At 63.2% G+C, this 14,662-nt stretch carries 1 protein-coding gene; it reads right to left on the bottom strand.

All coding sequences use genetic code 11. The features are described from left to right. Positions 1-349 precede the first annotated feature (349 nt). Positions 350-14,284, bottom strand: a complete 13,935-nt coding sequence (locus ACP146_RS08035) for a DUF5801 repeats-in-toxin domain-containing protein (protein ID WP_422366240.1) — start codon at positions 14,282-14,284, stop codon at positions 350-352. Between the last annotated feature and the right edge of the window lie 378 nt (positions 14,285-14,662).

Here is a 14,662-nt window from a genome sequence, read left to right as displayed (position 1 = left end):
GAAAGTCCCAGAAAGGGTTAAGGAAACTACCCAAAAGTGTTAAAAACTGCTCTTTGGTGGTATCAAATGCCTCAAAAATACCTTTCGGTTGGCACCGGTCATTTCTTAACCGATACGGTTAATTTTCGCGCTTGAATTGATTGCTTATATGCTTGCTCGACCAGTTGATTTGGCTGAGCAGGCCGAGGGTAGTTGCAGCGAAACTTCTACTTTACGATGATTGCAAACAGCCTCTTTGCATCCGACGGGGGGCTGGAGGCGAATACCGGGCACTGCAAAAAAGGAAGGCGGTCCCCCTCCACGAGGGACCGCCTTTCACCTTCATAGTCAGACCTCGGCCTGAGACTACTCAGACCACTAAGCTGCTGCCGTTGATCAGGGACTGAATCACCTGTTCGTCACTGTTAGCCCCTCCCCCGGTAAGGTCGCCGACGCTTTCCAGCACGATATCGAGAGTCGGCTGGAAGGTCCCGCCACCATCATGATCGACATGGACCGTGGTGTTGGTCCCGTCGGAGCTGAAACTCAGGTACTCCGTCAAGTCTGCCGCGGTGGTCGCGCCGGTGACCGAGGCCGGCAGCAAGTCGTCCAGGTCGATGACGTCGCCCCCGACCCCGGTATCGAAGTCCGTGATGGTGTCTGTCTCCGATGCCGCGAACTCGGCTGTTGTGACCGAAACCTCGACGAAGTCGATCTGCAGGTTCTCCGCCGTATCTTCGTTGATTAGGACCAAGTTGATCTGATCATTGCCGGTGCCGCCCAGATAGTCGTCGAAGTTACTGCCGATGCTGATGGCCCAATCACCGTCGCTTCCGTTGGTTTCCGAATCTGCCAGGTCCCAACTTGCCGTGGCGTAGTTCCAAACCGCAAAGTGCGCCGGCTCACTCGGCCCATCGCCTTGGAAGCCTTCTACCAGCAGATCAATCTGTGTGATCTCTGAGAACTCCTCGGCAATGGTGAACTGGGCAAAGAAGACCGAGTTGACACCGCCGCCTGGCTCATCGGTCGCAAAACGGTTGTCATCGGAGGCGGCAAGATCCTGGTACTCCCCATTTGACGCCTCACTCAAAGAGGTGACCCCGGAAGGTATCGCACCCAGGGGAATCTGGGTCAGATCGCCAAGATCCCCCTCATCGCCAGTGTTGTTGCCAGGCGCCGCATCGATATTAAACTCAAAAGCGAAGTGGTCGTTGGTGCCCTGGGTCACGCTGGCAAAGGTGTAGTCGGTAACTGTCTGCGAGACCATCTGGCTCTCGCCGTGGTCGCCCTGACCCCAACGGAAGATATCCTCACCGATCCCGCCGGTCATGATATCGTTGCCTTGCCCGCCGGCCAGGGTGTCGTCGTCGGCACCTCCGTTCAGGCTGTCGTCACCGACCCCGCCCAACAGCGTGTCGTTGCCGTCGCCGCCCAGCAGCGTGTCGTTGCCGTCCTCAGCGATCACTTCGGTCACGGTGGCGACCGATGTGCCCCCGGGCCCGGGCTCGTAGACACCGTTGAGGACCGTTCCGTCGCTTAGTGTCACGGAAAAAGGCACGCTATTGTTGCCGAACGCTGAACCGTTGTCCGTTCCACTGTTGTCCGTTTCGACACCGAAGCGGAAGGTTTCTCCCGACGTGAAAACACCGGGGGCGAAAGACATTGTCAATACGGTCAAGTCGGTGCCAGCCGTATTTAGCGTAGCTCCGCCGACTCCGTCTGGAACATCCGACTCGTCCCCGGCCTGCCAGCCGCCACCTTGACCGGTATCGAAGTTGAAGCTTGCGATCCCCGATACGTCGATCGAAATCTCGGTAACGTAGACACCGGCTATGGCCGAGAGAAAGCTGAACCCAAATTGGTTTGGCTGTACAGGATTGGTGCCGCCACTACGTACGTCGGCTATCACACTCGACGGACCTGCAGGACCGCCAATCAGCAGGTCGTTGCCGGTGCCGCCCTGGATCGAGTCGGCGCCCGAACCGCCGTCGATGATGTCGTCGTCGGCGCCACCGTCGATGACATCGTCGCCTTCCTGGCCGAAGATGGTGTCATTACCGGCACCGCCATCAATGGTGTCGTTGCCGCCCGCGCGTCCGATGCCGTCGGCAACGGACTCACCCGAAAAGTTGTAGAGTTCCTGATTTGCCGGATCGCGCAGGAAGTTCAGGATCTTTTCCTCGGTCGAGTCGCCGGGCAGGGGATCGAAGAATCCTTCGCTGACGAGTTGCTGGATCACCGCCCAGCCGGAACCCGCCGGCGGCGCTGTGCCGCTGAGCTCCGCGGCGAGCAGGTCGGTGAACAGGACGTCGCCGAAGATCAGGTCTGCGCCGTCGCCGCCAGCCAGGGAATCGCTGCCGGCATCGGCCAGGGAATTCACCTGAGAAAGATCGCCCAACACCTGAAGCAACTGCTCGCCAGTGGCAATGTTGCTGGAATCACCATCGTCATCGACCTGGCTGAGGAAGCCGTCGGCCGTTGAACCGTCGGCAATCGCAATGCCGACGGCATCGACCGTACTGCCGCTGTCGATCAGCCCTTGAAGTTCGCTGACGCTGTCGCCGGACCCGGTCCCAAGCACGTGTTCGACCGCCCGCTGATCGCCGGCAGTGTCGTAGGAAACCGTCGTCACCTGCTGATCGCCGGTGTAAGCACGGTTCGGCGCACCATCGGAGATGAAAATGGTCTGATTGAAGTCCGCGCCGCTCAGAGGGTCGACCGCCTCATCACCCTCGAACCAATCGAGCGCCGACTGGAAGCCAGCTTCGTAGTTGGTGAACTGGCCATTAACGAAACCAACATAGTAGGCCTTGGCTGCATTCAACGCAGTCGTATCGACCACACCGTTGGTGACGATGTCAAAGGTTTCGGGAGTGCCAAACTCGCTATTACCGAAGGCCGACATGTGCACACGCACCGTGGCGCCCCCGGTGTTGGCCAGGTTGTCGAGCAGGGTCTCGACCGCCTGGCCAAGAGCGTCGGCTCTTGTCACCGACTGTTCGTTGAAAGTAATCGTCTCGTTCATGCTCTGAGAGACGTCAAGCACCAAAGCGATATTCAGGGACTTGCCGACGAGATTGCCGCCGCCGACATCGCCAATCAGTACGTCGTTGCCCGGCCCGCCGAGGATGTCGCCATCATCTTCGAAGCCATCAAGATCGTTCGGTACGGTGTGCGTCGCATCCTCGTTACCTAGGTCGTCGAGATTGGTACCGACCACCAGTTCGTCCAGGTCGGGCGTCACCGTGATTTCCAGGGTGGCGGTGGCCAGGTCGCCGTCGCCGTCCTTGATGGTGTAGGTGAAAGTGTCGGTCACGGGCGTGAGCGGCGTGCCTTTGTCCTGCACATAGCTGTAGGAACCGTCCGCATTCAGCGTCAGGTGCCCGTGCGTGCCTTCGAGAGGGCTGCCCAGAGTGCCCGGAGCGTCCAATGTGGAGCCCGTGTCACCGGCAGCGATACCGACGACGCCGCCGCCAAGGTCCGGCCCGTCCGCACCGAAGTCGTCCGGCACCTGGGCCCCGTCATCTCCGGTATCCGGCGTTCCCGTCAGATCCGGATCGATGCCGGTCAACACATTGCCCGTAGTAACCGACCCCCCGTCGACGATATCGGTATCGTTCTGCGCCACCGGCACATCGTCCTGGATTTTGATCACAAGGTCCGCGCTGGCGGTGTCGCCATCACCGTCGCTGACGACATAAGTGAAGGTGTCCTTGATCTCCTCGTCGGTCAGTGTGCCCGGTGCACCGTGTTGCACCGCCGCATTCGGCGTATAGGTGTAGTCGCCGGTGCTGCTGCCGTTGTGGTCCTCGATCTGGATCTCCAGCCTGCCGAGGTCGGTCTCGATGGTCAGCAGCTTGGTAACATTGTTGTAGCTGCCGGTCGCGCTGGTGTCGCTCCCGCTCATGACCAGATCGCCATTATCCAGAACCGTGAAGATCTCACCATTGACCTCGACCGATTCGATACGCCCCAAACCGTCGCTGCCCAGATTGTCTTGGCCCGGATCATCGATACTCGGATTGTTGTCCGCGCCGTTCAGAACATTGCCTGAAACGGAATTCACCGGCGGCACCGTAGCCAGCAGCGCATCGGCCAAGTCGGCGAAGTCATCGACAATGACCGGAGCAGCCGGCACGGCGACAGCCTGCAGATCGGGGTCGGTCCCGCTGATGCCTGTGCCGACGCCCACTGCGATGGCTTCGGCCCCGTTCGCCGCCAGGAAGTCCTCCCACTCGACCACCTCGGCTGGGCTCAGGCCGTTGTCAACAGCCCCGGCATCGTTGCCGCCAACGTTGCTGCGGGTCGTCGGCTCGCCATCCGACAGGAAATAAACAGTGTTGGTATCATTCGGACCCGCAGGACCGGGCGCGTAGTTGGCCTGGGCCGTCACCAAAGCGGCCTCGTAGTTGGTCGCCGCATCGTTCGGGTTCGGGTTGTCCACAATGTCCTGGACCGCGTTCTTAGCGTCCGTCGCGTTGTCAAAGCTCCCCACGAAAGAGGCGCCATTCGCGAAAGTCACCAGATCGATATCAACGTCGCTACTAATCAGGAAGTAGGCGTCGATCAGCTGCTTCAGTGCCTCCCCGGCCGCCGCCAGACGGGTCTCGCCGTCAATCCCCGAGTCAGCATTCATACTACCGGAGGTATCCAGGATGAACATCAGATCGAAACTGAGCGGCGTATTCTCCTGAACCTCAGCGCAGTCGTCCGCCGCCACAGGACCGTCGTCCTCGAACTTGATCAAGGAGCCCAATTCGACGCTGTCGCTATCGCTGTCGCCATCGCCGTCGGTCACCGTCAGCGTGGCGGATACTAGACCAGGGTTCATCGCCTCCGGCGACCCGTCTTCGTCCGGGTCGCTCGGGTCATCGTGCTGCAGCGCCCGGGTCTGGGTCACCGTTACATCGCCGTCCGCCGGGTCTATACTGATCCGGAAAACCTCAAGTTCTCCCGTCTCCGTCCGCCCGACAATGTCGTCGCCGTCGACGACAAGCTCCACCGCCTCGCCGCTCGCCGTATCCACCAAGCCGGTCGGGTCGGGTGATTCAAGCGTCAGGCTGTAGACTTTGCTGTTTGAGGTTGCTTCGCCGTCGACGCCGAAAACAGAGGTGTCCTCAAACAGGTCACCGCCAACCACCGTCACGTTCGCCAGCAGGCCATCGACGGCGGTGTCGTCATCGTCATTCTCGGTCTCGTCCAGGACGACCACGCCTCCGGAGAGCGCAAGCGCCGCCTTCGGACCGTCATCCTCAAAACTAACCGTTACATCGGCACTGTCGCTGTCGCCATCCCCGTCGGTCACAGAAAAGCTGACCGTAACCGTCTCGTCGGTGCCGGCCTCAGGATTTTCTTCGTCCGGATCGTTCACCAGGTCGTGCTCAACGGCCCGGTAGTTGGCGACCAGAATCTCGGCAGACGATTCCACGGTGTTCTGATCGGGATTACCGTTTTCCTCGAGAATTATCACAAAAGCTATGTCACCAGTGACATTGCCCACACGTCCGACGATCAGGTCCTCCTGCAAAAAGAGGAAGATCGACTGGCCGGTCGCAGTGTCGTCAAGGCCACTGTCGGCGCCCAAGGGGTCATCGAAGGCAATGCCGCCGCTCGCCCCTCTGGCGCTCACGCCGTAGGTGAAATTGACAGGGTCCTGCTGTGCGACGCTCAGAGCATCGAGAAGGTTGGTCGCAAGACCGAGAGTATTCAGCGCATCGGTAGTCGTCGAATCCAGGGTGACATCCGCTGGGTCGACATCATCGGACATGTCATCGACTTCATTCACGTGGCCCAGCGTCTCGTCGATGGTCAGCATCCGATCAGGTCCGGCGTTGGGCGCACCATCGATGTTGATGGTCAGCGTCGCGTTCGTCAAATCGCCGTCACCATCGCGGATGGTATAAGTGAAGGTATCCGAACTACTCACCGGATTGGCGTTGGCCGTGTAGCTGTAGCTGCCGTCACTGTTTAGCAACAAAGCGCCGTTGGTGCCGTTGATGAGTGTGCCTACAGAACCCGGGGCGACCAAGTTGCTGTCGGTATCGCCAGCGGCGACACCCACTACCTCCACGCCCTCGTCGGCCCCCACGCTGTCCGCTTCGCTCAGATCCGGATCACCGTCCGGGTCGTTGGCATCCGCACCGGTGATAACGTTGCCGCCAGTTACAGCCCCCGCTTCCACCGCATCGTAGTCGTCATTTGCAATCGGAATGTCGTCCTCGACCTTGATCACAAAGCTGCCGCTGCCGTCGACGCGGTCGGCGTCCTCGTCCGTGGCAAACAGCAGCGAGGAGAAGTCCAGCGACAGAACCTGGCCGTCGTCATTGGCCGGATCGTTCGGCAGGTGGTCGAGCTGGGCCAGCAGCGTGAAGGTATAGGCCCCCGTCGCCGGGTCCAGCGCGAGCGTGAACACATCCCCGTTCGCCGTCGAGGCCGTCAGCAGCGTGCCCGCATCGTTCACCTCATAGGTGACCGGCGCGCCGTCGGAGGTCAGCGCCGGCAGACCGCCGGTGTTGCCGTCCAGCCCGTAGCTGCCTTCCTGGTCCGCACCGATCGAGAAGAAACCGGCAATCGAGCCCGTCGCAACCGTCGTCTGGCCGCCCTCGGCATTGCCCTCCGGCGTCAGCGCATCCTCATGCACCGTCGCCATCTCCATGGCCTGCGCATCCGCCGTCGGAATGTCGTCCTCGACCTTGATCACAAAGCTGCCGCTGCCGTCGACGCGGTCGTCGTCCTCGTCCCTGGCAAACAGCAGCGAGGAGAAGTCCAGTTCCAGAACCTGGCCGTCGTCATTGGCCGGGTCGTTCGGCAGGTGGTCGAGCTGGTCCAGCAGCGTGAAGGTATAGGCCCCCGTCGCCGGGTCCAGCGCGAGCGTGAACACATCCCCGTTCGCCGTCGAGGCCGTCAGCAGCGTGCCCGCATCGTTCACCTCATAGGTGACCGGCGCGCCGTCGGAGGTCAGCGCCGGCAGACCGCCGGTGTTGCCGTCCAGCCCGTAGCTGCCTTCCTGGTCCGCACCGATCGAGAAGAAACCGGCAATCGAGCCCGTCGCAACCGTCGTCTGGCCGCCCTCGGCATTGCCCTCCGGCGTCAGCGCATCCTCATGCACCGTCGCCATCTCCATGGCCTGCGGGTCCGCCGTCGGAATGTCGTCCTCGACCTTGATCACAAAGCTGCCGGCGCCATCGACGCGGTCGCCGTCCTCGTCCCTGGCAAACAGCAGCGAGGAGAAGTCCAGTTCCAGAACCTGGCCGTCGTCATTGGCCGGGTCGTTCGGCAGGTGGTCGAGCTGGTCCAGCAGCGTGAAGGTATAGGCCCCCGTCGCCGGGTCCAGCGCGAGCGTGAACACATCCCCGTTCGCCGTCGAGGCCGTCAGCAGCGTGCCCGCATCGTTCACCTCATAGGTGACCGGCGCGCCGTCGGAGGTCAGCGCCGGCAGACCGCCGGTGTTGCCGTCCAGCCCGTAGCTGCCTTCCTGGTCCGCACCGATCGAGAAGAAACCGGCAATCGAGCCCGTCGCAACCGTCGTCTGGCCGCCCTCGGCATTGCCCTCCGGCGTCAGCGCATCCTCATGCACCGTCGCCATCTCCATGGCCTGCGCATCCGCCGTCGGAATGTCGTCCTCGACCTTGATCACAAAGCTGCCGCTGCCGTCGACGCGGTCGTCGTCCTCGTCCCTGGCAAACAGCAGCGAGGAGAAGTCCAGTTCCAGAACCTGGCCGTCGTCATTGGCCGGGTCGTTCGGCAGGTGGTCGAGCTGGTCCAGCAGCGTGAAGGTATAGGCCCCCGTCGCCGGGTCCAGCGCGAGCGTGAACACATCCCCGTTCGCCGTCGAGGCCGTCAGCAGCGTGCCCGCATCGTTCACCTCATAGGTGACCGGCGCGCCGTCGGAGGTCAGCGCCGGCAGACCGCCGGTGTTGCCGTCCAGCCCGTAGCTGCCTTCCTGGTCCGCACCGATCGAGAAGAAACCGGCAATCGAGCCCGTCGCAACCGTCGTCTGGCCGCCCTCGGCATTGCCCTCCGGCGTCAGCGCATCCTCATGCACCGTCGCCATCTCCATGGCCTGCGCATCCGCCGTCGGAATGTCGTCCTCGACCTTGATCACAAAGCTGCCGGCGCCATCGACGCGGTCGCCGTCCTCGTCCCTGGCAAACAGCAGCGAGGAGAAGTCCAGTTCCAGAACCTGGCCGTCGTCATTGGCCGGGTCGTTCGGCAGGTGGTCGAGCTGGTCCAGCAGCGTGAAGGTATAGGCCCCCGTCGCCGGGTCCAGCGCGAGCGTGAACACATCCCCGTTCGCCGTCGAGGCCGTCAGCAGCGTGCCCGCATCGTTCACCTCATAGGTGACCGGCGCGCCGTCGGAGGTCAGCGCCGGCAGGCCGCCGGTGTCCCCGTCCAGCCCGTAGCTGCCCGACTGGTCCGCACCGATCGAGAAGAAACCGGCAATCGAGCCCGTCGCAACCGTCGTCTGGCCGCCCTCGGCATTGCCCTCCGGCGTCAGCGCATCCTCATGCACCGTCGCCATCTCCATGGCCTGCGGGTCCGCCGTCGGAATGTCGTCCTCGACCTTGATCACAAAGCTGCCGGCGCCGTCGACGCGGTCGCCGTCCTCGTCCGTGGCAAACAGCAGCGAGGAGAAGTCCAGTTCCAGAACCTGGCCGTCGTCATTGGCCGGGTCGTTCGGCAGGTGGTCGAGCTGGTCCAGCAGCGTGAAGGTATAGGCCCCCGTCGCCGGGTCCAGCGCGAGCGTGAACACATCCCCGTTCGCCGTCGAGGCCGTCAGCAGCGTGCCCGCATCGTTCACCTCATAGGTGACCGGCGCGCCGTCGGAGGTCAGCGCCGGCAGACCGCCGGTGTTGCCGTCCAGCCCGTAGCTGCCTTCCTGGTCCGCACCGATCGAGAAGAAACCGGCAATCGAGCCCGTCGCAACCGTCGTCTGGCCGCCCTCGGCATTGCCCTCCGGCGTCAGCGCATCCTCATGCACCGTCGCCATCTCCATGGCCTGCGGGTCCGCCGTCGGAATGTCGTCCTCGACCTTGATCACAAAGCTGCCGGCGCCATCGACGCGGTCGCCGTCCTCGTCCCTGGCAAACAGCAGCGAGGAGAAGTCCAGTTCCAGAACCTGGCCGTCGTCATTGGCCGGGTCGTTCGGCAGGTGGTCGAGCTGGTCCAGCAGCGTGAAGGTATAGGCCCCCGTCGCCGGGTCCAGCGCGAGCGTGAACACATCCCCGTTCGCCGTCGAGGCCGTCAGCAGCGTGCCCGCATCGTTCACCTCATAGGTGACCGGCGCGCCGTCGGAGGTCAGCGCCGGCAGACCGCCGGTGTTGCCGTCCAGCCCGTAGCTGCCTTCCTGGTCCGCACCGATCGAGAAGAAACCGGCAATCGAGCCCGTCGCAACCGTCGTCTGGCCGCCCTCGGCATTGCCCTCCGGCGTCAGCGCATCCTCATGCACCGTCGCCATCTCCATGGCCTGCGGGTCCGCCGTCGGAATGTCGTCCTCGACCTTGATCACAAAGCTGCCGGCGCCATCGACGCGGTCGCCGTCCTCGTCCCTGGCAAACAGCAGCGAGGAGAAGTCCAGTTCCAGAACCTGGCCGTCGTCATTGGCCGGGTCGTTCGGCAGGTGGTCGAGCTGGTCCAGCAGCGTGAAGGTATAGGCCCCCGTCGCCGGGTCCAGCGCGAGCGTGAACACATCCCCGTTCGCCGTCGAGGCCGTCAGCAGCGTGCCCGCATCGTTCACCTCATAGGTGACCGGCGCGCCGTCGGAGGTCAGCGCCGGCAGACCGCCGGTGTTGCCGTCCAGCCCGTAGCTGCCTTCCTGGTCCGCACCGATCGAGAAGAAACCGGCAATCGAGCCCGTCGCAACCGTCGTCTGGCCGCCCTCGGCATTGCCCTCCGGCGTCAGCGCATCCTCATGCACCGTCGCCATCTCCATGGCCTGCGCATCCGCCGTCGGAATGTCGTCCTCGACCTTGATCACAAAGCTGCCGCTGCCGTCGACGCGGTCGTCGTCCTCGTCCCTGGCAAACAGCAGCGAGGAGAAGTCCAGTTCCAGAACCTGGCCGTCGTCATTGGCCGGGTCGTTCGGCAGGTGGTCGAGCTGGTCCAGCAGCGTGAAGGTATAGGCCCCCGTCGCCGGGTCCAGCGCGAGCGTGAACACATCCCCGTTCGCCGTCGAGGCCGTCAGCAGCGTGCCCGCATCGTTCACCTCATAGGTGACCGGCGCGCCGTCGGAGGTCAGCGCCGGCAGGCCGCCGGTGTCCCCGTCCAGCCCGTAGCTGCCCGGCTGGTCCGCACCGATCGAGAAGAAACCGGCAATCGAGCCCGTCGCAACCGTCGTCTGGCCGCCCTCGGCATTGCCCTCCGGCGTCAGCGCATCCTCATGCACCGTCGCCATCTCCATGGCCTGCGGGTCCGCCGTCGGAATGTCGTCCTCGACCTTGATCACAAAGCTGCCGGCGCCATCGACGCGGTCGCCGTCCTCGTCCCTGGCAAACAGCAGCGAGGAGAAGTCCAGCGACAGAACCTGGCCGTCGTCATTGGCCGGGTCGTTCGGCAGGTGGTCGAGCTGGGCCAGCAGCGTGAAGGTGTAACCCCCCGTCGCCGGGTCCAGCGCGAGCGTGAACACATCCCCGTTCGCCGTCGAGGCCGTCAGCAGCGTGCCCGCATCGTTCACCTCATAGGTGACCGGCGCGCCGTCGGAGGTCAGCGCCGGCAGGCCGCCGGTGTCCCCGTCCAGCCCGTAGCTGCCCGACTGGTCCGCACCGATCGAGAAGAAACCGGCAATCGAGCCCGTCGCAACCGTCGTCTGGCCGCCCTCGGCATTGCCCTCCGGCGTCAGCGCATCCTCATGCACCGTCGCCATCTCCATGGCCTGCGGGTCCGCCGTCGGAATGTCGTCCTCGACCTTGATCACAAAGCTGCCGGCGCCGTCGACGCGGTCGTCGTCCTCGTCCGTGGCAAACAGCAGCGAGGAGAAGTCCAGTTCCAGAACCTGGCCGTCGTCATTGGCCGGGTCGTTCGGCAGGTGGTCGAGCTGGTCCAGCAGCGTGAAGGTATAGGCCCCCGTCGCCGGGTCCAGCGCGAGCGTGAACACATCCCCGTTCGCCGTCGAGGCCGTCAGCAGCGTGCCCGCATCGTTCACCTCATAGGTGACCGGCGCGCCGTCGGAGGTCAGCGCCGGCAGACCGCCGGTGTTGCCGTCCAGCCCGTAGCTGCCTTCCTGGTCCGCACCGATCGAGAAGAAACCGGCAATCGAGCCCGTCGCAACCGTCGTCTGGCCGCCCTCGGCATTGCCCTCCGGCGTCAGCGCATCCTCATGCACCGTCGCCATCTCCATGGCCTGCGGGTCCGCCGTCGGAATGTCGTCCTCGACCTTGATCACAAAGCTGCCGGCGCCATCGACGCGGTCGCCGTCCTCGTCCCTGGCAAACAGCAGCGAGGAGAAGTCCAGTTCCAGAACCTGGCCGTCGTCATTGGCCGGGTCGTTCGGCAGGTGGTCGAGCTGGTCCAGCAGCGTGAAGGTATAGGCCCCCGTCGCCGGGTCCAGCGCGAGCGTGAACACATCCCCGTTCGCCGTCGAGGCCGTCAGCAGCGTGCCCGCATCGTTCACCTCATAGGTGACCGGCGCGCCGTCGGAGGTCAGCGCCGGCAGACCGCCGGTGTTGCCGTCCAGCCCGTAGCTGCCTTCCTGGTCCGCACCGATCGAGAAGAAACCGGCAATCGAGCCCGTCGCAACCGTCGTCTGGCCGCCCTCGGCATTGCCCTCCGGCGTCAGCGCATCCTCATGCACCGTCGCCATCTCCATGGCCTGCGTCGCAACCGGACCGTCGTCGCCGAACTTGATCTGTGAGCCGATCGCTGCGCTATCTGTGGCAACATCGCCGTCGCCGTCGGTCACGGCGACCTGAACGAACACCGACTCGCCATCCAGCTGTACGGTCTCATCGAAGTTGTTGGGGCTGTCGGGATGCTTCAGGGAGAGCCACTGGCTGAGGAAAACCTCCCCGCTGTCGGGATCGATGGCGATGGCAAAAGCGGCATCGCCGTCATCATCGCCGCCCGAGACCCGGCCGACGATGACATCGCCCTCAAGGAAGAGGTTGATGTCGAAGCCTTCGGTCGTCTGCAGACCGGACTCGACCATACCGTCATCGTTGGGCTCACCCAGGGTGAGAGAGTATTGGGTGGCTTTTGCGCCGTCTGTCCCGAAATCAACGGAATCGATATTGACCAGAGATCCTTCGCTTCGGGCGTAACCCAACGCGCCGTTGTCCTTGGGTCCAGCACTGCCATCGGCACCAGGCAACGTAACATCATCGAAGAGACTCTGGATGTTATCTGGCAGACTACTGAACGGAACATCATCGTCCTGCTCACCCGCCGACTCATCATGCGTCACCATCGAAGAAGTGTCGGCACTGATTGCGACAGACGGGCCGTCGTCGTCGAAGGACACTAAGGTCGTGTTGCCGTCGATCAGCGTCACCGTGTGGCTGTCCACCGCCTCGTCGTCGTCGCCGTCAACCAGCGTCGCCGTCAGTTCCACATCCAGGCTGCCCTCAGCCAGCAGAAGCTCTAGCTCGGTGTCATAGAGACCGTCGTCATCGCCGTGGTCGATCGCCAGGATCTGCTCAACCGTCAGCGTCTCGTCACCCAGCGCATCCGTCGGATCGTTCAGGGTGATCCGTAGCGCAACCGGACCGTCCGCGCCGCCCACGCGGCCCTCGACTACCGTATCGCTCACCTGGAAGAGAGAAATCGTCAGATCATCAGGCAGATCATCCGGGTTGCCCCCGGCCGCCGCCGGCGTCACCGACAGGCTGGTCGCCAAGCCCGCGTCACTCAGCACCAGCTTGAAGCCGTGGCTCAGCGACTTCTCGCCGTCCGTGCCCGCATCCCCGTTCACCGAGAACAACGCGGCGACCGCACCCGCCGGCGTCTCCAGACGGCCGATCGCATCGGTCCCGTTCACCGCCACAAGGTCGGTATCGTCAAGGTTCCCGTTGGGACCTCCACTACCGGACTCCGTCTCTGTGCCGTTGTAAACGTCCGCCGGGGCATCGTCCGGATCGATCGTTTCGTCAAGGTTCAGGGAAAGTCGGCCAAGGCCGCCCTCACCGCCTTCGACATCGATAGAGGGCCCATCGTCCTGAACCTGTATCTCCAGCGGGCCTTCGGTGCTGCCGCCGGGACCGGTCACGGTGTAGGAGAGGCCCAGAATTTCGGGCGTGTCGGCCTCATCGGGGTCGCTCGGGTCGCCGTGGTTGATGGCCTCGCACTGAACGAACCAGATGTCACCGCTTGCCGGATCGAGGTAGACGATGAAGACCACCTCTTCTTCTTCGCCGGTCGCACCGACGATCACATTCGGGCCGAAGTTAAACAGCAGCACGTTTTGCGGGAATTCGGTTCCGCCGGTGTCGAGACCGCTGTCGGCCCCGTCGACGATCGCATTCAGTGCAACGGATTCACCGGGGCCGAAGGGAAGCGTTCCCATGGCCTGCAAGCTCTCTGGCCTGAAGTCCAGCAACCGCTGGGAGGTTTCCTCGCCGTAATAGTCACAAAGACGATCATAGATTTCCTGAAGTTCTTCCGGCAGCGGCGGCGAGACATCGTCCTCGTCGTCGACGCCGTCATCATCATCTTCCCCGGGGCCGGAGCCCTGCACGCCGCGGGTTTCGTCATGGACAAGAACCACCAGCGGCGCATCGGGCGGCGGCACTTCGTCATCCAGGATCGTGATTTCGTCCTCAAGCTCAATCAGGCCGAATTCAAGGGCGGTTGGTGGAATTACGCCCTGTGCGACGAGAAGGTCGATGACATCGCCGAGGTTGTCGTTGTACTGAGTCGCACCGCCACCCTGCGGGCCCGCGGCACCGGCGGCGGTCTCAATCGTGCTCTGCCCGGGATCGGCCAGGGCCAGCGCCTGGCTGACCAGGACACCGGCATCGATCTGGGTGCCGGCGACCTGAAAGACCGCGCCGCCGTCGGCGCCCTGGTCCGAAGCCAGATTCTCAAAGACCAGGTTGCTGTCGACATTGCCGTCACCATCATCGTCGAAACCGATGATCAGGTCGCTGCCGTCGATCAGGATCTGGGCGGCACCGGGGTCGAAGTTGAGAACAAAGGTCTCTCCCGGGCCGTATTCAACGACGACGCTCTGGCCGGGCGCCGGACGGCTCAGGACCTGGGTTGCCCCTGCCTGCCCTACCGCCTGCTGCTCCTCACCGCCGACCATGCGGTCTTCGGCATAGTTGTCGTCGCTGGATTGGATCTGATCGCCACCACGCTGCAGATCGTCGGTCATTACCCATCTCCCAATGGTGCCTGCTACCCAAGACAGGCGCGCACCGAGGCGAACCCCGGTGCGGATGAAAATCCCCTCGCGCAATACGCGAAGGCCTAGACTTTGAGCGATGAGAGTTTGTGGGATTGTTGTGGTATTTACAAGTGACCTTAGAGCCAATACCATAGCGTATGGTATGTGTTATTGCTCACGAATGGTTAACACCCCCGTGAGAAGTGTTAACGCCGTCGCACCCCCTATTTCGACGCAAATCAACGCTTTATAGGAATTTCGGCCCGCTCCGGTTAACCATACTGTGTTAATTTTCGGCCTGATTCGCGAAAAGGGGGGAGGGATTTCAACATCATATCAATTTACGCGTTCCTGCATGAACCTGAC

Origin of the sequence: Pelagibius sp., assembly GCF_965249265.1 — a bacterium.
Classification (GTDB): domain Bacteria; phylum Pseudomonadota; class Alphaproteobacteria; order Kiloniellales; family Kiloniellaceae; genus Pelagibius.
Note: the sequence above shows the minus strand (reverse complement) of the source record. Positions and strands in the feature narration are given on the sequence as shown.